Source organism: Rhodohalobacter sp. SW132 (assembly GCF_003390325.1).
In the GTDB taxonomy this organism is placed as follows: Bacteria; Bacteroidota; Rhodothermia; order Balneolales; family Balneolaceae; genus SW132.
Genome location: NZ_QUOK01000005.1, coordinates 361153 through 384663, shown reverse-complemented (window position 1 = coordinate 384663; position 23511 = coordinate 361153). Strand labels below are relative to the sequence as shown.

The 23511-nt window shown below is 43.7% G+C and carries 22 protein-coding genes; 14 read left to right on the top strand and 8 right to left on the bottom strand.

The genetic code is table 11. The features are described 5' to 3' along the window. The first annotated feature begins 291 nt into the window (after nucleotides 1–291). Genes DYD21_RS12220 through DYD21_RS12210 form a run of 3 tightly spaced genes read left to right on the top strand, consistent with a single transcriptional unit; the run spans nucleotide 292 to nucleotide 3427 of the window. Nucleotides 292–1812, top strand: a complete 1521-nt coding sequence (locus DYD21_RS12220; protein ID WP_233505534.1) for an acyl-CoA dehydrogenase family protein — start codon at nucleotides 292–294, stop codon at nucleotides 1810–1812. Between the two features lie 23 nt (nucleotides 1813–1835). Continuing rightward, nucleotides 1836–2528, top strand: a complete 693-nt coding sequence (locus tag DYD21_RS12215; RefSeq protein ID WP_116037102.1) for a Sir2 family NAD-dependent protein deacetylase — start codon at nucleotides 1836–1838, stop codon at nucleotides 2526–2528. Then, a complete protein-coding gene (locus DYD21_RS12210; RefSeq protein WP_116037099.1) occupies nucleotides 2528–3427 on the top strand; it encodes a GDSL-type esterase/lipase family protein in 900 nt (299 codons plus the stop codon). Before DYD21_RS12215 ends, DYD21_RS12210 begins: the two co-directional genes overlap by 1 nt. Nucleotides 3428–3433: 6 nt before the next feature. Here the strand turns inward: DYD21_RS12210 and DYD21_RS12205 are convergent, their stop codons facing one another. Continuing rightward, nucleotides 3434–4099, bottom strand: a complete 666-nt coding sequence (locus DYD21_RS12205) for a hypothetical protein (RefSeq protein WP_116037097.1) — start codon at nucleotides 4097–4099, stop codon at nucleotides 3434–3436. Nucleotides 4100–4164: 65 nt separating this feature from the next. Beyond that, nucleotides 4165–4860: an SDR family oxidoreductase gene (locus tag DYD21_RS12200; protein ID WP_116037151.1), complete on the bottom strand. Its 696-nt coding sequence runs from the start codon at nucleotides 4858–4860 to the stop codon at nucleotides 4165–4167. Nucleotides 4861–5044: 184 nt separating this feature from the next. Here DYD21_RS12200 and hisC point away from each other — a divergent pair, with 184 nt between their 5' ends. The 8 genes from hisC (at nucleotide 5045) to DYD21_RS12160 (ending at nucleotide 15032) form a co-directional block, all read left to right on the top strand. Continuing rightward, the gene (gene hisC, locus DYD21_RS12195) at nucleotides 5045–6139 is read left to right on the top strand and encodes a histidinol-phosphate transaminase (RefSeq protein WP_116037094.1); all 1095 of its coding nucleotides are present in this window, start codon (nucleotides 5045–5047) and stop codon (nucleotides 6137–6139) included. A gap of 26 nt (nucleotides 6140–6165) precedes the next feature. Then, a complete protein-coding gene (locus DYD21_RS12190) occupies nucleotides 6166–8238 on the top strand; it encodes a transketolase C-terminal domain-containing protein (RefSeq protein WP_116037092.1) in 2073 nt (690 codons plus the stop codon). Between the two features lie 144 nt (nucleotides 8239–8382). Beyond that, nucleotides 8383–10227, top strand: coding sequence for a sensor histidine kinase (locus DYD21_RS12185; RefSeq protein WP_116037089.1), 1845 nt, complete (start codon nucleotides 8383–8385; stop codon nucleotides 10225–10227). A 162-nt stretch (nucleotides 10228–10389) separates the two neighbouring features. Next, nucleotides 10390–11526, top strand: a complete 1137-nt coding sequence (locus DYD21_RS12180) for a 6-bladed beta-propeller (protein ID WP_116037087.1) — start codon at nucleotides 10390–10392, stop codon at nucleotides 11524–11526. 397 nt (nucleotides 11527–11923) lie between these two features. Beyond that, nucleotides 11924–12136 carry a response regulator transcription factor gene (locus DYD21_RS21510; protein ID WP_116037084.1) on the top strand — a complete coding sequence of 71 codons (213 nt, stop codon included), beginning with the start codon at nucleotides 11924–11926 and terminating at the stop codon, nucleotides 12134–12136. Between the two features lie 134 nt (nucleotides 12137–12270). Beyond that, the gene (locus tag DYD21_RS12170; RefSeq protein ID WP_116037082.1) at nucleotides 12271–12549 is read left to right on the top strand and encodes a hypothetical protein; all 279 of its coding nucleotides are present in this window, start codon (nucleotides 12271–12273) and stop codon (nucleotides 12547–12549) included. Between the two features lie 54 nt (nucleotides 12550–12603). Next, nucleotides 12604–13743, top strand: a complete 1140-nt coding sequence (locus DYD21_RS12165; RefSeq protein WP_147303577.1) for a DUF4221 family protein — start codon at nucleotides 12604–12606, stop codon at nucleotides 13741–13743. A gap of 257 nt (nucleotides 13744–14000) precedes the next feature. Beyond that, complete coding sequence (locus tag DYD21_RS12160) at nucleotides 14001–15032, top strand: 6-bladed beta-propeller (protein WP_147303576.1); 1032 nt, start codon at nucleotides 14001–14003, stop codon at nucleotides 15030–15032. 67 nt (nucleotides 15033–15099) lie between these two features. Here DYD21_RS12160 and DYD21_RS12155 read toward each other — a convergent pair whose 3' ends face one another. Next, on the bottom strand, nucleotides 15100–15996 hold the full coding sequence (locus DYD21_RS12155) for a M23 family metallopeptidase (protein ID WP_158551611.1): 897 nt from the start codon (nucleotides 15994–15996) through the stop codon (nucleotides 15100–15102). Between the two features lie 376 nt (nucleotides 15997–16372). Here DYD21_RS12155 and DYD21_RS12150 point away from each other — a divergent pair, with 376 nt between their 5' ends. Both DYD21_RS12150 and DYD21_RS12145 read left to right on the top strand, forming a co-directional pair. Further along, entirely contained in the window at nucleotides 16373–16567 is a 195-nt protein-coding gene (locus DYD21_RS12150) for a hypothetical protein (RefSeq protein ID WP_116037072.1), read from the top strand. 99 nt (nucleotides 16568–16666) lie between these two features. Continuing rightward, nucleotides 16667–16909, top strand: coding sequence for a hypothetical protein (locus tag DYD21_RS12145; RefSeq protein WP_116037069.1), 243 nt, complete (start codon nucleotides 16667–16669; stop codon nucleotides 16907–16909). A gap of 308 nt (nucleotides 16910–17217) precedes the next feature. Here the strand turns inward: DYD21_RS12145 and DYD21_RS12140 are convergent, their stop codons facing one another. The 4 genes from DYD21_RS12140 to DYD21_RS12125 all read right to left on the bottom strand — a co-directional run bounded on the left by DYD21_RS12140 (nucleotide 17218) and on the right by DYD21_RS12125 (nucleotide 21391). Then, nucleotides 17218–17430 carry a hypothetical protein gene (locus tag DYD21_RS12140; protein WP_116037067.1) on the bottom strand — a complete coding sequence of 71 codons (213 nt, stop codon included), beginning with the start codon at nucleotides 17428–17430 and terminating at the stop codon, nucleotides 17218–17220. Between the two features lie 35 nt (nucleotides 17431–17465). After that, entirely contained in the window at nucleotides 17466–17723 is a 258-nt protein-coding gene (locus tag DYD21_RS12135) for an antitoxin (RefSeq protein ID WP_116037064.1), read from the bottom strand. Beyond that, the gene (locus DYD21_RS12130; protein WP_116037062.1) at nucleotides 17723–18004 is read right to left on the bottom strand and encodes a DUF4258 domain-containing protein; all 282 of its coding nucleotides are present in this window, start codon (nucleotides 18002–18004) and stop codon (nucleotides 17723–17725) included. Before DYD21_RS12130 ends, DYD21_RS12135 begins: the two co-directional genes overlap by 1 nt. A 147-nt stretch (nucleotides 18005–18151) precedes the next feature. Next, nucleotides 18152–21391 carry an amidohydrolase family protein gene (locus DYD21_RS12125; RefSeq protein ID WP_116037059.1) on the bottom strand — a complete coding sequence of 1080 codons (3240 nt, stop codon included), beginning with the start codon at nucleotides 21389–21391 and terminating at the stop codon, nucleotides 18152–18154. Between the two features lie 341 nt (nucleotides 21392–21732). Here DYD21_RS12125 and DYD21_RS12120 point away from each other — a divergent pair, with 341 nt between their 5' ends. After that, complete coding sequence (locus DYD21_RS12120; protein WP_116037056.1) at nucleotides 21733–23055, top strand: lipopolysaccharide assembly protein LapB; 1323 nt, start codon at nucleotides 21733–21735, stop codon at nucleotides 23053–23055. A gap of 54 nt (nucleotides 23056–23109) precedes the next feature. Here DYD21_RS12120 and DYD21_RS12115 read toward each other — a convergent pair whose 3' ends face one another. Beyond that, complete coding sequence (locus tag DYD21_RS12115; RefSeq protein WP_116037053.1) at nucleotides 23110–23313, bottom strand: hypothetical protein; 204 nt, start codon at nucleotides 23311–23313, stop codon at nucleotides 23110–23112. Nucleotides 23314–23511: the final 198 nt, after the last annotated feature.

Genomic DNA, 23511 nt, shown 5'->3' with positions numbered 1-23511 from the left:
CCACTACCCCATTTTAAGACGCTTTATTAATCCGATTGTAATAGATAGATATATATCAGATCTATTTTAATTCCCTCACAATTCTGATCTATTTTAAGGATATGTATTTCAGGTTATAAAATTGCTTATTTGCAAAATACCTTGTGATGATTGGGATAGAATAAATATTATGCTTTACGAGTCAATCGAAGGCAGTTATCAATGGACTGTTTTTTTGGGGCACTTTTGTTATCTTATTAGTGTTATAAGCATGTATTTGGAAAGTGTCATTTAAATTTAAAAATCGTGGAATTGGACGCAATTAAACCAGCCTCAGTTAAGAAAAGCCTCAATGATTTTATTAATGAGTATCAGAATAAATTATCTGAGCTTTTTACCGAAAGAAATGAAGAAAATGAATTGGTAAACAACAGAGGACTGCCTCCGTATGTCATGCGACAAATCCTCGACTGTAAACCTCTATCCACGTTCATACCAAGTGAGCATGGAGGGCGCGGGGCATATACAGCAGAAGCATTAACGATGCTCGAAACCACTTCCTATCAATCTCTTCCACTATCATTAATGATGGGGATCAATGGTGCACTTTTCCTGCAGCCACTTGCAAATTATGGGCATGATCAGGCTCAGGCCGAAGTTTTTAAGAGATTTATTCTTGATAATAATATGGGTGGCCTGATGATAACGGAGCCCGATTTTGGTTCTGATGCGCTTAAAATGCAAACCGGTTTTTCTCAGAAGGATCAGCAAGGTAACTATAAAATTGAAGGCCTTAAACATTGGGCCGGTTTAACAGGCTGGGCGGATTACTGGCTTATTACCGCAAGAGGTATGGATAATGAAGGTAATCTCGGTCGCGACATTGGTTTTTTTGTACATGATAGCTCAAAAGGGGGGATTGAAGTTGAAGAGTATTACAAAAATCTCGGACTTTTGATGCTTCCTTATGGTAAAAACCGGATTGATATTACTGTTTCTGAAGAGTATAGATTACAACCAAAATCTACTGGCGTTAAAATGATGCTGGATATATTACATCGCAGCAGATTGCAGTTTCCCGGTATGAGTACAGGCTATCTTCGGAGAATAATGGATGAAGCAATTGAGCATTGCCGTGATAGATATGTTGGAGGGAAATCACTATTTAATTATGATCAGGTTAAAGAGAGACTGGCTAACTTGCAATCTTACTTTACGGTCAGCTCAGCCATGGCTTATTTTACATCTACAAATGTATCGATGGAAAAAGATACATCTAAAATGGACGTTGCAGCAAACTCCATAAAAAGTGTGATTACTGATTACATGCACGAGGCATCTCAATCCCTGATGCAGCTTGTTGGAGCAAAGGGATACCGTCTCGATCATATTGCCGGACGTTCCCTGGTGGACAGCCGGCCATTTCAGATTTTTGAAGGATCGAATGATATTTTATATCAGCAGATATCAGAGTCTGTTTTAAAATCTATGCGCAAATCTAAAGTGAATAATCTCTATCATTTCCTGAAGGATTATTCACTTACAGAACATGCAGCGGATCACTTTAAGGATCAACTTGATTTTGAGGTTGATTACAAAATGGCTCAGCGAAAACTGGTACAGCTTGGACGGGCAATCGGAAGAATGGTTTCGCTTAATATGACTATAAAGCTGGGTGAATCTGGCTTTAACAGCGATTTGATTGCCAATAGTATCAAAAGCATCAAATCAGAAATTAATGGACTGGTTGCCAGATATGCATCTGAGGCACAAGCTGATATCATTGATGAGTATCAACCAGATAGTTCCTGGTTACAACTGATGAGAACCTAAATTACACCGCTCAGATCATCTTTATGAAATCGATTGCAGTTCTCACCGGTGCAGGAATGAGTGCGGATAGCGGTCTATCTACGTTCAGGGATTCCGGGGGACTCTGGGAAGGATTTGATATTGAGGATGTAGCTACGGTTGAAGGCTGGCAGAGAGATCCGGATACCGTTCTCGAATTCTATAATCAGCGAAGAGCCCAGGCTGCAAAAGCGAAACCGAATAAAGGCCACACTTCACTCGCTGAACTGGAAGAGTATTTCAATGTTTCTATAATCACACAAAATGTGGATGATCTGCATGAGAAAGCCGGATCTGCCAACGTTCTTCATCTGCACGGTATGTTGCGGCAGGCCAGAAGCAGTGTCGATCCGGATGCTGTAATCGACATCGGAAGCAAACGGATCGAAACAGGGGATACTGCCGACGATGGAAGTCAGCTCCGTCCCAATGTTGTTTGGTTTGGTGAGGCTGTTCCAAATATTGAGCCCGCAACAGAAATTATACAAGCAACTGATATTTTGGTTGTGATCGGGACATCACTTGTAGTTTACCCTGCCGCAGGATTGGTAGATTTTGCTCCCGCCGGTATTCCAAAATTTGTTGTAGATCCAACCACACCTGATCTGGTACGTTCAACTGAATGGACGCACTATTCTGAAACAGCCGGTGTTGGCGTTCCTAAACTGAAATCATTTTTAATTGAAAAGTATACCTGATGAGTAATTTTAAAAAAGCATCTGAAGAAGAAAAAGAAGCACTCGAGAAATATCTTCTTCAGTTTTTAAATATTGAAAAACAATTTCCGCTTCTCCCGGGAATCAGTAATAGAGCGGCTGTTGCGAACCTGTTTGGCCTGACAGAAGATGAGCTTTCTTCACTGCGTGATATGTATTCTAAAAATGCAAAAGAGGCTGCGCTGGAGCTATTGAAAGATGACGATGTAATGGATTGGATTGATAATCTGCCTTTCTCACCGGGCGACACGATTGTTGCAATTGGAGATTCCTCAACCGATGATTTACAGAGCTGGTTCGAAATATTGCGGGAAGTGCTGGATATATCACGTCCGGATGCCGATTACAGGTTTATCAATGCGGGGCAAACGAATGACACAAGTTCACAGGCGTTACGCAGACTTCATCGTGATGTTCTCAGTTTTGAGCCTGACTGGGTTTTTATTTCACTTGGACTGTTTGATGCTACCAGGCTCTCCATCGCACCGAAAAGAACACTGCTTCCCCTTTCTGAAACGTGGGAAAACCTCTCCACCATTGAGGATGCGATCAAAGAAGTAACCGAAAATCCTGTGATATGGATTTCACCACCTCCCATCATTCCGGGTCTTCTGGATAAAATGGAACTGTTTGATTTTGATATCGATGAGAATGATCTCGACCAGATCCGGCAGATCATCACCGGCAAAACCGGGTATATTGTAGATCCCAAAGGAAAACGGATGGGGAGTCCGCCGGAAGCGTGGTACTATCTGAGTGATGGAATCAATCCGTCACTTTCCGGGCATGTAAATACAACAAGGGCAGTTCTTTACACGATGGCTACATCAGAAGATGAGCGAGAAGGCGCTGAAATCAGACCCGACGAAGAAATAAGCTAATCGTTTTTAAAACCGGCTGCTGATTGAAAAGAATTTAAAACCGGGTGCATAATCAATACCGTTGGAGTTGTGATCGAGGCTGAGAGTGTGATAAACTGTGGGTTCGCCGAATCCTAAATCAAGAGGACCGGCACTGGTTTCAATAATAGAAGATCGGTTGAAGATCGATGAAGCGGTGAAATCACTATTCCGTTCGGAAAGGGTGAATGCATCAATTAATCCAAATCCAAACCCGACCCAGGCTCCTGCGCTTCCGCCATATTGAAGCCCTTTTACAAGCGGTTTGTTTTGAATAAGCATTACAGCTGATCCGAGTACTCCGCCGGTTGCTGCGCCATACATCGTGTCGAGAAGAATGAGAATTGAGGAATTATTTCCATCATTAAACACTCCGGAAATGAAAAATTGCTGGCCCTGAGGAAGTGTGATGATATCGTATGCCGCGATTCCGGCACCACCAAGTATACCGGCCCCGACTCCAATGCGCAGCGGTGCAAAATCATCATTGTTTTGAAGTCCCATCACACCAGCCCCTAAAAGAGCGCCGGTCACGGCCCCGTTTAAGATATTTCCTCCAAGCAGATCAACCGTTTGGCTATGGGAGGTTGCAGGTTTCAACGTGAATGAGATAACAACAAAGAGGATCAGGGCAGGAAGGAACAGCTTCTTCATAAATGATATTATATTCAGTTTTTCAAAAGCTCAAAGTTACCTAAATAATTAATCCCATGCATCCATTACGAAGGATCAGCGAGGGAGACAGGGAGAACGCGTCCGTTGAAAAGTTTATGGGCATCCAGCAGGAATTCAGAGATATAGCGCCCCATATCCCCGGGTTGAACGGGTGCCTGAAAATCGGGAAATGCGGCTTCAAACATTTCAGTTTGAACAGCGCCGAGGCACAGACAGTTTGAAGAGATATTTCGATCGGCCAGCTCTGCAGCAAGGCACTCCGTTAGCACTGAGAGCGCTCCTTTTGCCACGCTATACGCAGAAAGTCCGGGGAATTTACTGCTACCCTGGAATCCACCCATACTGCCGATATTTAAAATATGACTGCCGCTGTTCATGTGCGGGAGAAGGTCGCGGGTTAAAAATACGGGAGCCAGAAGGTTTACATCGAGTTGCCTGTTCCAGTCGTCGTCTGTGAGCTCTTCAAACGGTTTCTTTATGAGGAGTCCGGCATTATGTACGATACCATCAAGCGAAATTGACTTTTCTTTGATGTGTCCAATAAGCGTATTCCGACCTTCCTCAGTCGTTATATCTGCGGTGATTGGAAAAATTTGTTCAGGGAATAAACTTCTGAGGGAAGTTAATTTCTCTTCTGACCGGGCTACAACTGTTACCAGGTGATTTTTATTGGCCAGGGATTTAACCAGTTCATACCCTATTCCGCGACTCGATCCGGTGACGACATAATGATTAGACATACGATTTATTTTTCTTAAAAGTTTATTAAATAACAGTAACTCAGGGCTTTCAATCAAATTATTAATTGCATTTGAAAGCGCTTTCTTTGTTTCTTCCTGTGCATTGAAAAAAGTATCTTTATCCGTCCGGCAATCAGGATCAGCCGGGAGATTTATTCCTAATTTTAATACGTGAGCTGTTGTTTTGATTAAAGTACCGGATCGAATTCTAAATCTGAAACCATATGTTGCCGGAAAAACAATTGATGAGGTTAAACAGCAATACAATGTAACCCAGATATCAAAATTAGCCTCAAATGAGAATCGGCTGGGTTGTAGTCCGGAAGTTCCGGCAGCGGTTTCTGAAGCCCTTCAGCAGATACAGGACTATCCTGATCCCGTTGCAAGAATTTTGAAAAAAGAGATTGCAGATCGGAATACGGTGTCTGAAGGTGAAGTATTGGTTGCAGCGGGATCAGAAAGTATTCTCTCGATTCTATGCAGGACATTTGCCGATGAAGGAGAACAGAATATTGTTACGGCAGACGCTACTTTTGTAGGGATTTTTGTGCAGGCAGGTGTGATGGGAATCGGGCTTAAAAAGGTGCCGGTGACTAAAGATTTTGGTTATGATACCCGGGCAATCATCAGCGCGATTGATGAGAACACGCGGATGGTTTATATCGCAAACCCCAATAACCCGACGGGCACATTTATCGAAGAGAAAGCTTATCGTGAGTTTATTGATGCGGTTCCTGATGATGTATTGATTATAGCCGATGAAGCGTACTACGAATACGCCAGGAATAAACCTGGATATCCTTCAGCACTTGATTACAGACGCAATAATGTGATTATTACACGGACTTTCTCAAAGGGGTACGGTTTGGCAGGATTCCGAATCGGTTATGCGATCGCCGACACAGTTATAATAGAGCAGCTGATGAAATGTAAACTTACGTTCGAGCCCACGACCCCCGCCCAAGCAGCCGCACTTGCTGCTATCCGTGATGATACGTTTCTTGAAAAAAGTGTTCAGCTTGTTGAAAATCAGCGGAAACGTCTCTGCGACTTCTTCAACGAGCAGGAGGCAGTGTACGTGCCATCCATCTCAAATTCTGTGATGCTGGTGTTGAAGAATGAGGATGAGGCTATTAATTTTTCACAGCAAATGCTTGAAAATGGCGTTATTTTAAGACAATTAAATGCATTCGGGTTACCTCACTGTGTCCGCATAACGATCGGCACACAATCCGAAATGGATCATTTTATGAAAATCTATTCCGAAATCAGAAGTTAATTGAGTTTAAGTCTCTGAGTTAAATTATGGCAGTTAAAACAAGCGAAGATTTTATCAAAACGGTTGACTGGAATAAGGTTGCCCGATTGATGCTCACCTCAAGGCACCTCGACGACAAAGAAGAAAATGAGCTGGTACCCGATAAAAAAGTTCTGTACCAATTCTCAGCACGCGGACATGAACTGGCGCAGATTCTCCTCGGTTTACAGCTCGACCACCCTCATGATGCTGCAAGTGCCTATTACCGGTCTCGCCCGCTCATGCTAACCCTTGGACTCGAACTTGAGGATGCGATGGCGGCACCCATGGGTAAATCGGGCGGTTACAGTGATGGGCGTGATATCGGGGTAGTATGTAATTTACCAGGCGATAAGGGGCCGGTTGTACTGCCGATGGCGGGAGATGTTGGATCGCAATACACACCGGCAGCCGGTTGGGCCCAGGCACTGGAATATCATCGTAATCATCTTGAAAACGATGCCTACGAAGGTGCAATTTCAGTGATACTCGGCGGTGACGGCTCGGTTGCAACCAATGGATTTTGGTCTGCCATCACCATGGCTACCACGCTTTCGCTGCCAATACTGTTTTTTATTGAAGATAACGGCTATGGAATCTCGGTAGGGAGCAATTTCCAGACGCCGGGAGCAAATATTGCAAATAACCTTCGTTCATTTAAAAATTTACGCATTTTTGATGGAGACGGCACACTGCCTGAAGATACCGCGTCGCTGATTCATCAATCCGTTCAATATGTACGTGCGCGAAGAGGGCCGGCACTAATCCGTTTGACGGTTCCGCGGCTGAATGGCCACTCGTACCAAGACAATCAGTCGTACAAAGAGAAAAAGCAGATCAAAAAGGAGAAGAAAAATGATCCGCTTGGTAAATTAAAAAAATACCTGGTTCCGTCACGTATTTCAAAAAAAGAGTGGGATTCGTTATCTGATGAATGCAGAGATACAGTTAATCAAACAGCTGAAAAAGCGTGGAACAGAAAGGATCCGGATGAGAGTCATGTCACAAAATTTGTTTATTCGGATGATGAAAAGATTCAATCTGTTGGCGGACTGAGATCAGCCGGATACGACCGGCCGGAAGAATCGGAAACACCCGAATCTGAAAAACAGCGGATTAATATTGTTGAAGCCGTTCGCCGAACTCTCGATTCTGAACTATCCATCAACGAGCGGGTGGTGGTTTTTGGTGAGGATGTTGGAGCAAAGGGCGGAGTTCATGCCGCAACAATGGATCTTCAGAAGAAACACGGAAACGAACGCGTTTTTGATACCAGCCTTTCAGAAGAGGGGATCATCGGTCGCGCGGTAGGTTTGGCTTACAGCGGTTTGATGCCGGTAGCCGAAATTCAGTTCAGAAAATATGCGGATCCGGCAACAGAGCAGTTAAAAAATTGCGGTACGATTCGATGGAGAACGGCAAACAAGTTTGCAGCTCCGATGGTGGTGCGCATGCCGGGTGGATTTGCCAAGTGCGGGGATCCCTGGCATAGTGAGTCGAACGAGGTGTTCTTTTCACGGATGATCGGCTGGCGGCTGGCATATCCCTCAAATGCCGAGGATGCTGTTGGTCTACTGCGATCGGCAATGAGGGGCGACGACCCTGTAATATTTTTTGAGCACAGAAATCTGCTTGATGCAAAATCGGCCAGGAAACCGTACCCCGGAGACTCATTTGTGCTTCCATTCGGAAAAGGAAAAAAACTACAGGAAGGTGATGATCTGACCATCGTAACCTGGGGTGCGATGTGTGAAAGAACACTTGCTTCGGCTAAAGATTCAGGAATTTCTGCCGATATTATTGATCTTCGAACACTTTCTCCGTGGGACAAAGAATTGGTATACAGTTCCGTTAAGCAGACGAACCGCTGTTTAATTGTGCATGAAGATACCCGAACAGCAGGTTTTGGAGCAGAGATCTCTGCATCGATTACCGAAGATCTGTTTAAATATCTTGACGCGCCTGTTCAACGATTGACAATGCCTGATATACCGATGCCTTACAATATTAATCTGATGGAAAGCGTACTGCCTGACCAACATAAAATTAGTGAAGCAATAGAAAAGTTGATAGATTTTTAATCTATTTGTAAAAGAACGGTATAAAAAAGTGCAAGTTTATTGGCTATTGATTAAACTATGAAGTTGGCCTTAAAACTAACTACGGAAATAATTACAGGTATATTTGTTCATTTGCTCTAAAAATATTGTAGATTTTCTTTACACATGCGCTTAGGAACCAAACTTTTATTGGGTTTTCTGGCCGTTGCATTTCTGGTGCTTATCACCGGTTCCCTTTCGTACTACCTGAGTAATCAAATCAAAAACGATTTAATTCAGGAGAGCCAAAAAAGTGCAAAAGAGCTACAGGTACTAACCGAAATGACCGTATCTCTGCAAAACTCAATGCTCTACACCCGCAATTTTTTAACAGAGAGTGAAAAACTGCGAGAAGGGGATCAATCTCTGCGTACATCATCCCAGGTTCGCCAGGCAAGGGATATGATTCTTCGAAATATGGAGCAGTTTGCGGAAAGCAAAATAGAATTTTCTGATCATGCCCATCGTGATGAATTGGGAAGTGATGAATTGAGTGAACTTCATCTGCGAATGCATACGCTGATGGATTCGCTTACCTTGACGTACGGCCCATACCGTGGTTTGATTGATGAGTTACTGGATCAGGATGTGGAAGAGGATTATGGCGAAGAGATTTTTAACGTTACAATCGAACCCTATTTCCGTAATACCCTGCTACCCCTGCTTGATAATCTCAGGTATAATTCAAACCTGTTTCTGGGTTTGCAGCAGGAGAAACTCGAAGCCCAGGCGGAACAGACGGTGCGCCGAATTATTCTTGTTACTGTATTCGGTTTTGCATTTTCGCTGTTGTTCGCTTTCATTATTTATCGGTCGATTACGCAGCCGGTCAATACCCTCACCACAGCTGCCCGGCAAATCGGGAGCGGTAACCTGGATCAGAGAATAAAACTTGAGTCAAACGATGAACTATCAAGGCTGGCTGATACTTTTAACCAGATGGCCGAGAACCTGAGCAAAAGCATGGTTTCCCGTTCGTATGTGAATAATATCATTCAGTCGATGGGCGATATGCTATTTGTAACGGATGAAGAAGGGACCATTATTATGTCGAACAAAACAGTATACCGAAAACTCGGTTACTCTAACGGTGATCTTGACGATTTCACCATTTGGGAACTGTTCACAGATGAAACCAGAGTTTCTGTAAAAAAAGGACTGGTTAATCACGATGTCGGAGTTCAGGAATTTGAGACAGAGCTGCAAAGCAAAAATGGGGATTGGCTGCCTGTAATCCTGTCAACTTCGATTGTGGCTGATGAAATGAGTGAGAAGGCGAGCCTGGTTTTTGTAGCGAGCGATATCAGTGTTCAAAAAGAGTCGGAGAAGCGAATCAGTGATTCGCTGCATGAAAAAAATATTTTACTGGCAGAGATTCATCACAGGGTAAAAAATAATCTTGCCGTTATTTCCGGACTATTGCAGATGCAAATGTGGAATATGGAGGATGAAAGTGCAAAGATTGCACTGCAGCACAGTCAGCTACGGATACAGTCGATCGCACTGGTTCATGAAAAACTCTATCAGAACGAGACGTTTGCAGATATCGTTATCTCCGATTTTGTAATTGAACTTGTAGACGCTGTATCTGATTCCTTCAAACAGCCGGATCAAAATATCAAGATGGATTATAACCTGGAGCAGGTCAAGATGAACATCAACCAGGCGATACCGTTCTCGCTACTTCTGAATGAATGCATCGTAAATGCGTATAAACACGCATTTCTTGGAGCAGTGAATGGTGAAATTTCTATTATTTTGAAAGAATCAGAAGATAAGCTGCACGTTGAGATCGGAGATAACGGCGTTGGGTTACCAGAAGATTTTGATTATGAATCGCAGCAGAGCCTGGGCGTTACTCTCATCCGCACACTTGTGAGTCAGCTTCGGGGCGAGGCGTCCTATCATCCCGGAAAAAATGGCAAAGGCACGATTTTCAAGCTGGAATTTACCCTCGAAGAGATAAACTGACATCGCATTTAGGTTTTTGTCTGATCTGTTTATCCTTTGAAACTCTTCTTACAATTACTGCACCCCATTCGAAATCGGACAGACTATTGCATCTCCATACAGTTGATTTTGATTTCTGCATATTTCATTTTAGGGAAATATCTATAAATCAAAAAGAGATTTATGATGAGTGTCATATGCCAGCCAATAAAGAAAAATATCTATCTACAAGCCCTCATAATATCTGTTCTGATGGTATCCTGTACCGGCGAAAAAGATAAATCATTGGAGGATGATCCGTATTTGGTCCAAATATCACAGGAACTGGAGAAAGTAGGAACATCAGGAGCACGTATAATTGATATTCCGGTACTGTACAATCCCGGACGTGGTTTGCGATGGAATAATGAGCAGTTGGTGATTGTGGATGAAGCCCGTAAATCCCTCGAGTTACTGCATGTTGATGGCACCTTACTATCCCGAACAGGCAGGCAGGGAAATGGACCGGGAGAGTTTGAAGTCATCAATCAGTTGCATAAAGGCTCAGGTGGTTATTTATATGTGCTTGACAGGATGCAGAGCAGAATATCTAAATTCCGGGTTGAAGATGGTGAGCTGATTTATGTTCGTTCATTCTCTCCGGAAGTGCCGGATCAGAATATGATTGAGGAAATATTTGTGACAGATACCGGGCCCTATGTACTCTATAACCATACAGATGATTACTCTTCAGGAGAGAATAGCTATCATTTATACAGCGCCGACAGACAATTTGATCCGGTTGAATTTCTTTTTGAATTTGAGGGGATAGAAAAAATGCCATTCAGACAAGGAGCACACATTGACCATCCGCTTGCCGGCCGATCACTTTGGGCTCAAAGTGCAAACAATTTTTTCACGTTGCATTCTCATGATACATCCTGGGAGAGAATAGATCTTCAAGGCAATGAATCCGTTTCTTACACCTTTTTAAATGAAAACGACCGGGCGATAAGTGAACGTTCAGCATCCTATCTCGAACAAAGATTGGAGCCGGTGATCAATGCCATTCCGGCTGTAAGTGATGCCATTCGAGATGCCGAACAGTTACCATTACATCACTCATTTCTTGTAGAAGCTGAATGGGCCGTAATAACCACGTTTTACGCAGGAAGTACTGATGGTGTTGTAATCATTCACAACACTGAGTCGGATCATACGCATTACACCAAAGTGCCGTCTCACTTTACCCCGTTTTCTTTTAATGGAAACGAACTGTTTGGCATATCCAGGCCATCGGAGGAACAGGTGAAAATTATGTTAATCGAAATCGATTGGTAGAATAAAATGTCAAACAGAGAGCATGCCTGAAACCGATAAGTTTTCCCGTAAACTTATTGCCAAGGTCAATCTCTTGCGTAAATGTAGTTCAGCCGAACTGTTTGCAGCAGCAATCGCTCTTAATCTTATATTAGTGTTGATACGTAGTTGTCTTTCTCGATTGTTCTTACAAGGATATCGTGATTAATTTTAGCACTGATTGATGGAGGGTGTCACTACTCTTGCCCTTTTTAAACGAATTTACTATTTAGGAAAACATCAAGATGTTGATTCGAAGTGTGTACAAATTGTTCATCAAAACTAAAAACCAGTAACTATCATCATGTCAGATTCTAACCAACCAACCAACCAACCAACCAACTAACTAACTAACTAACTAACTAACAGGAAAACTTACCTGGAAGCCGTTGAGATATTAACCCCGAGGGAGATTAAAGTTTTGAAAATGGTAGAGAGAGGAAATTCAAATAAGGAGATTGCAGAGGAGATGCATTTATCGGCACGAACCATTCAGAAGCACAGGAACAATATTTGTAACAAATTAGACATCCGAGGTCGCCATGGGTTAATAAAATGGCTTTGGAAGGTTAGAAATGGTGATTTTAAATGAATTACTGATGAATAGACGTTATAGAAAGTACGCACATGTGCTTAGTATAATACGTAGATGTGCTTATTTCGAGTATAATATTTTGAAATTAAATTATTAGGGAATTTGATTATCTAATTTAAAAAAATGAAAAAATGAAAAAATCAAAAATCTTCTCAATACTTTTTCTTTTATTTTCCTTCCTAATGCTATCGTTCACAGATGTAAATGCTAATTGTGAAACAGAATGTACTTACATAGATAGTGAAACTGGAGCACTATGTGCGGTTTCATTTGTACAACATTTTGGTGGTAGTGGTATTTGGGCTTTTGGAATAGCATGTACTGACGGATATACGGGTAGAGATGGTGGATCTGGAATATATACAGGTACGATTTGTGGAGGTTTGGATCCTGTTATGTGTGAAGTATAAATTGCATAAGTTTTAAAATTGAAAACTTGCTCCGTCAACAATTAATAGGCACGAATGAGATCTATTGTTATCTGTTTCATAATATTCGTTGGTTGTTCAAATGATCGTTCTTTCGATAGATACAGTTCAATTTACGAATTGTATGGAGATGAACTAATAGAAACGATTTCTATAGATGAAGCGGAAATTATTGATGTAGGGAATCAGAATTATCAAACCATTCGTTCACCGCTAGATGCACCATTTGATGTTGGGTTGGGGCATTGGTTTTCAGTTCATGGAGAATCACTTTTCATTGTCAATTATGATAAGAAAGGCATAAAAAAGATCGATCTCCGATCGGGTAAACATCTGGCAAAATATCAATTCGAGGGCGAAGGGCCGGGTGAGTATCGGAGAATCAGTTACTATTATTCGGATGGACAGTCTCATTTTATAGTAGATACCAGCTTATATAAAATTATTCAGTATGATTTAGGTTGGAATCATATAAAAGATGTAATTCTTGAGGATCTCTATTCACATCCATTTAATGATTTTGCTTTTTCATCAAACAATTTTTACTACATGTCTGCAACGAATGAACAGTTTGTAGTGAATAAGCTGAATCTTACAGATCAACCAGATTTTGTCCAGGCTTTTCATCGACGAATTATCCCCATTGGGCAGCAACCAGTTCAGTATAATGAAGTATATATGGATAGTAATGGTGAGGAATTGGCCGTCATCAATCCAGCCTTGCCATTTATTTTTATATATGATCGAGAGTATCAAATTGATCGAATTCTTCAGATTAAATTTCCAGGTTTGGATTTAATAGAATCCAATGTTGAACGTTCAAATTTGCAAAGCACAGGAATTGAAAACAATGAATCGGTTCTTTTAAATCCGCCACCAATAGCAGTTGAAACGGATAAACGGATCAGCATGAATTATTTTATTATAGATATACTATATCTAAATAACAGGATAGCCGTCTACTATGCGAACAGGCATGCAGAATTGAGATTTTTAACGTTGCTAAAAAAAGAGAAGAATAATTGGGCTCATGAAGGGAGTTATCGATTCTATAAAGATGATAATACCTTATTTACAATATTTTCTATGGCGTATGATGAACCCTGGCTATATTTAGCAGGAATGTTTGAAGAGGATATCATTCGTGTAAATCTGAGCGATTTAGTTCATAGGTAATCCGCTTTAAAAAAGATTTGAAATAAAGATCATATTTTTTTCACATTCCCGCTTTCAGCTTTTTCTATAGTCCAGTACAGTTTATGCATTTCATTTAGAGAGTCAATTTGCATATACGATTTTTGTACTATAGTTACTGCTGAATGAAAGCTCACTGCCCCTTTTTAAACTTTTTTACTATTTAGGAAAACATCAAGATGTCGATTCGAAGTGAGAAAATTGTATATCGTTACTCCAAACTTACACCTGCCATCATCATGAAGAGAATAAAATTTGCCGCTATGATATTCTCCATTAGTTCTATTTTTCCAGGTACAATCTTATCACAGTCTATTATTTTTGAAAAGCTGGGCTCTTTTTTGTCAGGGTATGAGCACGCTTTTGCTCCCGGGGCATCTGCTCAATATTTTGATACTGATAAAGTTATTGTTTTGAACCGGGATCATTTTTCGGTTTATAATAATTCTGGAGATTTAATAAACAGTTTTGGTACCCAGGGAAGAGGTCCCGGCGATATTGGTCGGGCAATGTCCTATAGCATGTCAGAAAATGAAAACCTGCTTATGGTGCTGGATCATCAAAATCGCAGAATCTCAACATTTAACCCGAAAGAGGGATCATTTGTTGAGACCTATCCAATTGACTATACCGTTAATGCTTTACACGGGTTATATTTTTGGCATGATTACGTAACGATTACAGGCAATCACCAGGATAATAACGCTTTATTGCACTTTCATGACAAGAGCTCCAAAGAGTATGAATTTTCTGTTGGTGAGTTTATTGATTGGGATATTACAGGTATTCAGTTTGTAAGCCGGTCAATACAAAATCAGCTTAATTCCGGGAAATTCGCAAAAACGGATCAGGGATACTTGCTACTCTTAAATGCACCGTACGAAATAAGACATTATTCAGATGAACATACATTGCTTTGGGAGTCCACAGATGATGTGATTCCTGAACCCTGGGTGGAACATATTGAAGTGACTCCAAACTCATATGAAGTGAAATTTTATCCCAGCCTGGTAGACCTCCGGGAACTAAACGAAAATTACTTTTTTGTACACTGGTATGAACCGATTCCGTTAGAAGACAGGACCCAGTGGAGTTATTATGCAGATTTAAGGGATTTAAATGATGGGAGCTTAATTACCCGAAAAAAACTACCTTTTCTGGGTCAAATTCGGGATTTGAAAGCTTTAGGTGTGCAAACTTACCAAGTGATTGTACAGGAAGGTTCAAATTATGGATTTGATGAATACAGGATGAAAATAATTGAGGAGTGAAATGTCTACATCGGTTGGATAAACCTCCAATGCTTTTCGTAAAACGGTCTTTTTCGGGGCAATACTGCTAATCCTCGGCACTGGCTTCAAACAAAATCACTCCGTTATAATCACGAATAGTAATTGCGTCCGGCTTGAAGTCGTTCCCTGCAGGAATCACATGAAGGTTGAATCGCTGATGATCTTCAGTTCTTCTGTCCGCACTGAAATGAATGCCATCCTGAACCTGTTCTTTGCGATCGGTCCATCCGCGGGCAACAATTTCATAATAGTCTGCTTTTCTTGTTTCCCCTTCTCCGGACAGTTCAATGGAATTGGCCGTCATATTTTGAAGCGGCATATCAAGTGTAATCATAACGCTCTCACCGAATGTGGCCGAAATATCAATGGATTCCCGGTACGGAAGGATTTCCAGCGGATTTTTGCTGTAGCGCTCATCACGGCGGTTGGGATTTGGCAAATCCACAAAGAAACCGAGGTGAAGATGCGGGTAGCTTGCACCGGTTCGTCCAACCGTGCCCACCACATCATCGCTGTTAACCCAGTCTCCCATCTGAACGGAGATTCGATCCACGTGGAGATAGCTGGTGGCGAGAGAGTCGGAGTGTCTGACGGTAACTGCATTTCCGGCTCCGCTGCCTGACCCGCCCCAGTGATCGGTTTCCACCACCTCGCCGGGAAGTACGGGATAGACATTGGTTCCTGTGGATGCCGGAAGATCGATCCCGGCGTGAAAATCGTATCCGCTGGGAAGACTTCGGGGGCCATACTGGGCGTAGGAAAGATCACTGTTTTCCATCCGGTCCCGGCTGATGGGCCATTGAGCATTGTTTACGTCCACAGTTTCGCGAACCTGTTCGGTCTCTTCTTCCTGACCCTGATCTGATGTTGGCGGGCTGGAATCATCACAACCGAATAAGAAGAGCAGTGATGTGGATAGAGCGAATATCGACAGTAATTTCATGGTACTCAATTGATTTTTGCAGCTCATCTGTGTATCTGAACGTAAACTGCAGTTTAAAATAACAAAAAAGGTTGCGAATAGATGAGTGAGTTTATAACTCATTTGAGAAACAATGAATGAGGACTCTTTGAAAAATAACAAGCTTACTTTTTTTCCAAACTATGAAGTAAAATCACAATTCGGATAGTTGATTAAAATGGAGAACCATTCTATCCAATGTATATGGCACGGATAGATAGCGGGATATATCTCTCAAATCGGTTCAGGAAATATGTTGTACATATAGATCCGGATATGATTTAATATACTGCAATACTCATTTAGATTTCAAAATCGGGTGTGATGATCAAATTTCGTATCTTTAGTTTATAATGCCATGGAAAAAATAGTAAAGAAATATCACCTGAAAGACCCTCAGCAGTACAAAGATGAGCGGGAGTACTGGCGCAACAAAACACCGGAGGAGAGACTTATGGCACTTGAAGCTTTGCGAAGAGAGTATATGAAAATGAAGGGGTTAGACCCTGATCAACCCATGCAGAAAGTTATTCGAATTGTTAAATCGGAATAAGGTCAGGTAACTGTTTGTTAGCGGCTTGGCATATTTCATTTATAATTTCCATGGTACACGAAAGAATAATAATATTTCGAAACAGGATTTAGCAAAGTTGTGATAAAGCGAATCATTGTTATTGTGAGTTTCTTTCTTTCTGTATCCTGTGCAAAAGAACAGAGTCGTGTGATCAGCGACTTAGAGGATAAATTTACCAAAGAGATGGAGATAGGTCTTGAACCGGAGGAGTATTTGTCGGTTCGGTTCGTGGAGGTGAATAAGAGGGGAGAGCTTTTGGTAACCGGCCGCCGCGGCAAAGTGTTGCTGTTTAATGGGTTGTTGCGGCAGGCGATGGAATGATCTACACCATGAAGAGAACGGATGAGGTGTATGATTCGCCGGTTATTTATGCATACAGTTTCAGGGATTCTTTTATCGAAATTTTCGGAGCAGAATAAAAAAACCTCCAAGGTTTCTAAAACCTTGGAGGTTTGGTATCGAACTGTCAAATATGATATTGAATCTTGATTCAGGTACACCCCTCAGGTTTTCATCAGAACACTGATGAAAACCATCTCCCCTCCCCGAGAAATGCACTCGGGGCCAGAAAAGCACTGGCAGGGGAGATTAAACATCCCCCTGTATCCGCCTTTTCTAAGGGGGAAATATCAATGTCCGTGCCCATTCGAATCACCTTCCATAATCGTATGCCAGTCGAACTGCTCGCTGTAGCCTTCGCGCTCCCACCAGAACGGCAGGCGCTCGCGGTCGTAATTTCCGATTTCGTTCATGGTTGAGGCATCATATAGCCGTCCGTTGATCATGGTGTGCTCCACAAACTCGGTATCGAAGATATCCTCGAGCGGATTGCCGTCAATCACGGTCAGGTCGGCTGGTTAAAAGGTCCGAAGTCTCATCACTTCAATTCCCCTTTATTAAACTTGTGAATAAGGCTGGAAATCAGCGTTTGGTAGGGGACGCCTTCCTCCATCGCTTTCACCTGAATATCGTGGTAATCTTTTTCGGTGAGCCGAATGTTGATTCGTTTATTTTTCAAGATACTGTTTTTGGCGGCCTGCCTGATTTCCTCTTTTAACTCATCGCCGGAAGAAACCCACTCTCCATTTTCATAGGATTCCATGATCTCTTTTTCATCTTTATCCAGGTAATCCATTATGATTCCTCCTTGTTGATATATGTTTGAGTTGCCTTTCGGCTGGGATATATGGTTTTCAGAAAGTATGTCTCGTCAGATAGTAAAAATGGCACAACATACGCATAGTTTTCTACCTCAACGATCAATAGTTTTTGATTCGGATATTTGCTTTGATCATGATGTTCCACAATATCGAGCAATCCACCACTGTCAATTGATAAAACGATCTCTTCAAATGAGATATTTCGGCTCTTTTTGAGCAAGCGGTTTTTCTCCTCATTCCAGTTAAAATATCTCATATTCTGTGTGCCTTATAGGCTCAATTAATTTAGTTAGAATCTAACTCGAAAACAATTACTGTGAGAAGCGTAAAATAAAAAAACCGGACGATTGAAATCGCCCGGCTGATTTAGATATTAAAATTACACTAAAGAACACCCCTTTTTTTAATGTCCGTGTCCGTGCCCGTCAGCTTCCATAATCGTGTGCCAGTCGAACTGCTCGCTGTACCCTTCGCGCTCCCACCAAAAGGGCAGGCGCTCGCGGTCGTAATTACCGATTTCGTTCATGGTTGAGGCATCATAGAGACGTCCGTTGATCATGGTGTACTCCACAAACTCAGTGTCGAAAATATCCTCCAGCGGATTGCCGTCAATCACGATCAGGTCGGCCAGTTTGCCCGGCTCGAGTGAGCCGATATGCTCGCCCATTCCAATATAGTTGGCCGGATTGATGGTGGCCGTGCGGAGAGCATCGTGGTTACTCATCCCGCCCTGGGTGAACATCCAGACCTCCCAGTGCGCGGCAAGACCCTGAAGCTGTCCGTGCCCGCCAATGTTTACCGTTACACCCAGATCGTGCAGATCTTTGGCTGCGGCAGCACTCTGGAAGTGGCCGATTTCATACTCCTCGTACGGAACCATGGTTCTGTGGCGCGATCGTGAGTCCACAACTCCGCGTGGTGTGAACGTGAGCAGCCGCTCTTTCTCCCATACGTTGGTGTGCTGGTACCAGTAGTATTCGCCGCTCATACTTCCGTAATTAACGGAAAGAGTGGGCGTGTAGCCGACATCAGAGGCTCCCCACACTGTAAGCACGTCATTGTAGAGCGGGTAGATCGGCACATTGTGCTCGATGCCGGTGTGTCCGTCCAGAATCATACTCATGTTGTGGGTGAACGTTGATCCGCCCTCGGGAACTACATTCACGCCCAGTTCACGGGCGGCTTCAAGCACCTGCTGACGCTGATCGCGTCTTGGCTGGTTGTAGCTTTTTACAGCCGTGGCTCCGAATGCCTGTGTTCTGCGAATGGCAGATCGTGCGTCTTCCAGGCTGTTGATCACGGTTTTCTGCACATTTTCAGCTCCGTAGAGAATGCGTCCGGTTGAGAAAATGCGAGGGCCGGTCATATTCCCGGATCGAATCATCTCTGCCTGTGAAAAGATCATCTCGGTATTGGAAGAGGGGTCAAATACCGTGGTTACGCCGTACCCCAGGTTGGCAAAATATTCCCACTGCTGGTTCGGACTCAGTCCGCTGCGGAAGTTGCCGATATGGGCGTGAGCATCCACCATGCCGGGCATAATGGTTTTGCCCTCCACATCCATCACATAGGCACCGTCCGGGATGTTCACATCAGTACCAACAGCTTCAATCCGGTTGTCACGAACCACGATGGTTCCGTTCTCAATCACCTCGTCGCCGTTCATGGTGATGATATGCGCATTGGTGAACGCCACTTCGCCGGAGGGTTTGTCGGTATCGAGCTCCAGGCCGATGCGGATGCCGTCACTGTCGCCGAGCGGAAGTTCTTCGCTGGTATCACCGTTGAGGAAGTCGAACGCTTCTTCGAGTTCCACGCTGAAATACTTCTCACCCAGAGTCCAGTGCAGTTTTTCGCCGTCGGCTGACCAGTGCAGGTTGTAACCTGCATCCTGAGCTACATGCGTTACCGGAATGGCTCGGGTATTTGCACTCAGCGTCAGTTCCGACCCGGTTTGAGGCATCGGGGCAACGTAAACTTTATAGAGTTCATGAAACGCCACCCACTTGTTGTCGGGGCTCGGTGTGAACTCTAGTGCGTATTGTGAGCTGAAGTGGTGCTTTTCATCCTGTCCGTTCAGATCCACACTGCGGAAGTTGGTGCCCTGCAGGTAGAAAATACGGTCGCCGGATGCATTAAAGATTGGGCTGCTGCCGCCACCGCGCAGACGGGTCTTTTCTCCGCCCGAAACCGGCATCGTGAAGATTCCGCTGTTCTGAGTGTAGGCATGCCCCTGGTGGTTGTTGCCGCCATCACGTCGAAACACCAGCGTCTCTCCGTCCGGGGAGAATGAAGGTGTTCTGTAAATTCCTTTTTCGGTTGTGATTGTTTCCGGGTTGGCACGCCGCCGGTCGAGCCTCAGTGTTTTGATGGCGCCGAGATCTTCATCGGTCCACGTAACCCAGGCAAGGGTATTGCCGTCGGGTGAAAAAGCCGGTTCAAACTCGAGGTTTTCTTCATTCGTTAGCCGCTCGGGTGTTCCGTTTGGCAGTTCCTTTTTCCATAGAAATCCGGCCGCGTTGAATACGAGCAGGTCTCCATCGGGTGAGGTTACCGCGTGGCGGATCGCTTTAGCGGTAAACGTGTCGGGTGCGGGATCAAACTCAAAATGGACCACATCGGCAATCTGGTGATTGACCTCGGCCGTAAACGGAATCTCTTCCACTTCGTAGTTCTCCACATTCAGTTTGTGGATGCCGCCCTGCGCCCAGAAGATCAGATGCTGTCCGTCGGGCGTCCAGTTAAAGTTGGTGTAGGGGCCAAAAATCGCCCACGCCTGCTGCTGATCTTTGCTCATGTTGTCGAAAACAGGACGTTCAATGCCGGTCTCCAGATCGCGGATGTAAAGAACCGATTTGGTTCGAACACGCTTAATAAAAGCCATCTTCTCACCATCGGGAGAGATGGTGGGGGAGATCGCGCCGCCCGGTCCGCCGGTTACGCGCTCAACTGAGCCTTCCTCAAGGTCGTAGCGGTTAATGGCGTAAATCTGGCTGTTGGGGTCTTTGTTGTACTGAAAAAATCCGCCGGGATAGACATCCTGGCTGTAGTAAACATATTTCCCATCCGGAGATACAAACGGCTGCCCCTTATCCTGCTGATCGTTCGGCCGCTCGGTGAGCTGAATGCCCGATCCGCCGGTGATGTGATACATCCAGATTTCACCGGCACCCAGAGAACGGGCGGAGGTAAAGTGTTTACGGGCAACCAGGTAGTTGCCGTCGGGCGACCAGAATGCGTTGTTCAGCAGGCGGAAACTCTCGTCGGTGATCTGCCGGGCATCGGAGCCGTCACGGTTCATTAACCAGATGTTGTCGCCGCCGCCGGCATCACTGGTAAAAGAGATTTTTGAGCCGTCGGGGCTGAAACGGGGCTGAATTTCATACGCGAGACTTTCGCGGAGAACAGTCGCTTCGCCGCCGTCGATCGGCATGGTGTAGATATTTCCGAGCAGGTCGAAGATGATCTCGGATCCGTCCGGACTCACATCCAGGTTCATCCAGGTGCCTTCGGAAGTTTCGAAACTGATGTCGGTGTAATTGGCGCGATGCTGGGTTACATCCCACTCATCGTTGCCGTTATCCTGGGCAAATGCCGCCAGGGTCAAGAAAGAAGAGAGAAAAAGAAGTAAAAAACGTTTCATACTTATCAACTTAGGTTTAAGAAAAGTCTGGTTGATGTTACTAAAAGTTGGAGAGAATCGTCAGGACAAATTGTAAGAAGTTTTTAACCCGGAGTGGCTCACCCGGTTGAATTATAATAGTGAACAGAATACCTGTAGAATCCCCATATGGAACATTCGGGCGGTATTTCACTTTATATAGTTGATGATTATTTCATTTATACACACTATGTTTTGGAATAATTGCGTTCATAACGTTATGTTTATGAATGATTTATCTGCTTTATTGGTTTTTTATTCTGTATGGATGATATCTAACCTTAGTATAGCAATCACAACCCGGAACCAAATATAAGAATGCTATGAAATTTTTATTCCTTACTCTCGCGGCACTTCTCATCTTTCCGTTAACTTCGGAAGCGCAGGACGAACCTCCGCACGGTATGAATGAGCTGCAGGCATATTCTGTTTTTGTTGATGCCTATAGAAGTGACGATTATGAACTTGCAATTCAATATGGAGAATGGATGCTGCAAGCCACACCCCGGGAACTGGAGGGGCACTCAGGATTTTCCCTGGAGCGACATTTTCAAAGAATGGTCTCGATCTATGTTGCCATCGCGGAAGAAGAAAGTGATCCCAGCGTGAAAGAAGAGTATTTCGAAAATGCTGAAATGACAATTAAAAAAGCGTTTGAAACATTTTCGGAAGATGAAGTGGATTACTACGACTGGTACCTGAGGCAAGGGCGGTTTTATCACGAAAATCGTGAGCATCTCGACGCCACAATGGATGATGCAATAGAAGCGTATCAAAAGCTTTATGAAATAGACAGTCAACGTTTTGCCGAAGAGGGGGATGGATTTTTTGCACGTGTTGTTTTAACGGAACTGGCAAACAATGGTCAGCGGGATGAGGCCTTTGAGATGATTGAACAAGTTGAACCGTATGCCGGTCCGGAACTGCAAGACGCAATTGCTGAAGTAAGAGATGGGTTGTTTGAGAATCCGGAAGAGAGAATTGAATTTATCGAATCCAGGTTAGCGGATGCAGAAGGAGACGAAAGAGAAGAAATGTTGCTGAACCTGGTAGATCTTTATGGAGAAACAGGACAGGGCGATAAGGCAACTGAAACTGCAAATGAACTCTATGAGCTCAATCCAAACCTGGAAAATACCCGGGCGCTTGCGGATATCTATCTGTCAGAAGGTAATTATAGTGAGGCGGTGACCTACCTCGAAGAAGCGATGGACCTTACTGAAGATGCAGAAGAACAAAAGGTGATCGCCCTCGAAATTGCTGAAGCCCACCAGCAGCTGGATAATTTTGAACAGGCCCGGGACTACGCGAATCAAGCAATAGATATAGACGAGAGTTACGGTGAGGCGTATATGAGGATGTCATCTATTTATGCCAATACGATATCCGACTGCACCGGTGGGGGCACGCTTGACAGAGAAGATCGTGCCGTTTACTGGCTGGTACTTGACTATCTCGACAAAGCCAAAGCGGCTGACCCGTCACTCGCATCAACCGCTGATAACCGTGCTGAATCCTATGAAGGTGCAATGCCAAGCTCCGAAGATAAGTTTTTCAGCGACTGGGAAGATGGTCAGCCATTTCAAATCAACGGTGACCTGAGTGCCTGCTACGCCTGGGTGAATGAAACAACAACGGTGCGGTAAGTACACTCAACCCTGTAAAATTTCTAAAAACCACTATGATTTGATCCATAGTGGTTAAACTCTCCGGCCATCTTGTTTGGGAATTGAAGAGAGTCCCCCTCCATGGTGAATCGATGGAAGTTCAATCATGCTAAATTTAATACGTGATTGATCAGACCATTGCTCAACAACAGCTGTAACGATAAGCACATTTCCATTGTTCCATTCAGGAGTTTGTCCGAGCGCATTTTGATCCCCGAAATAACGATGATAAAACAAACAGCTATGCTTGTTACCAGCCCCGCAACATCTATGAACGTATAGCCTTTTTGCCACCTAAGATACGGTTTCATCCAGCAGTTCGATAAATACTAATCTGCCGCGGAGAGATAAAATCCGCATTCTGTCCGTCGCTATTGCGGACTATAGTAAAATGAATGAGTTGTTGATGCTATATCTCTTCAACTGATTGTGTAC

Coding starts and splice junctions, on each gene's coding strand:
- DYD21_RS12215 (WP_116037102.1), top strand. CDS start 1,836: ATGAAATCGATTGCAGTTCTCACCGGTGCAGGAATGAGTGCGGATAGC.
- DYD21_RS12210 (WP_116037099.1), top strand. CDS start 2,528: ATGAGTAATTTTAAAAAAGCATCTGAAGAAGAAAAAGAAGCACTCGAG.
- DYD21_RS12205 (WP_116037097.1), bottom strand. CDS start 4,099: ATGAAGAAGCTGTTCCTTCCTGCCCTGATCCTCTTTGTTGTTATCTCA.
- DYD21_RS12200 (WP_116037151.1), bottom strand. CDS start 4,860: ATGTCTAATCATTATGTCGTCACCGGATCGAGTCGCGGAATAGGGTAT.
- DYD21_RS12190 (WP_116037092.1), top strand. CDS start 6,166: ATGGCAGTTAAAACAAGCGAAGATTTTATCAAAACGGTTGACTGGAAT.
- DYD21_RS12185 (WP_116037089.1), top strand. CDS start 8,383: ATGCGCTTAGGAACCAAACTTTTATTGGGTTTTCTGGCCGTTGCATTT.
- DYD21_RS12180 (WP_116037087.1), top strand. CDS start 10,390: ATGATGAGTGTCATATGCCAGCCAATAAAGAAAAATATCTATCTACAA.
- DYD21_RS12170 (WP_116037082.1), top strand. CDS start 12,271: ATGAAAAAATCAAAAATCTTCTCAATACTTTTTCTTTTATTTTCCTTC.
- DYD21_RS12165 (WP_147303577.1), top strand. CDS start 12,604: ATGAGATCTATTGTTATCTGTTTCATAATATTCGTTGGTTGTTCAAAT.
- DYD21_RS12160 (WP_147303576.1), top strand. CDS start 14,001: ATGAAGAGAATAAAATTTGCCGCTATGATATTCTCCATTAGTTCTATT.
- DYD21_RS12155 (WP_158551611.1), bottom strand. CDS start 15,996: ATGAAATTACTGTCGATATTCGCTCTATCCACATCACTGCTCTTCTTA.
- DYD21_RS12150 (WP_116037072.1), top strand. CDS start 16,373: ATGGAAAAAATAGTAAAGAAATATCACCTGAAAGACCCTCAGCAGTAC.
- DYD21_RS12135 (WP_116037064.1), bottom strand. CDS start 17,723: ATGGATTACCTGGATAAAGATGAAAAAGAGATCATGGAATCCTATGAA.
- DYD21_RS12130 (WP_116037062.1), bottom strand. CDS start 18,004: ATGAGATATTTTAACTGGAATGAGGAGAAAAACCGCTTGCTCAAAAAG.
- DYD21_RS12125 (WP_116037059.1), bottom strand. CDS start 21,391: ATGAAACGTTTTTTACTTCTTTTTCTCTCTTCTTTCTTGACCCTGGCG.
- DYD21_RS12120 (WP_116037056.1), top strand. CDS start 21,733: ATGAAATTTTTATTCCTTACTCTCGCGGCACTTCTCATCTTTCCGTTA.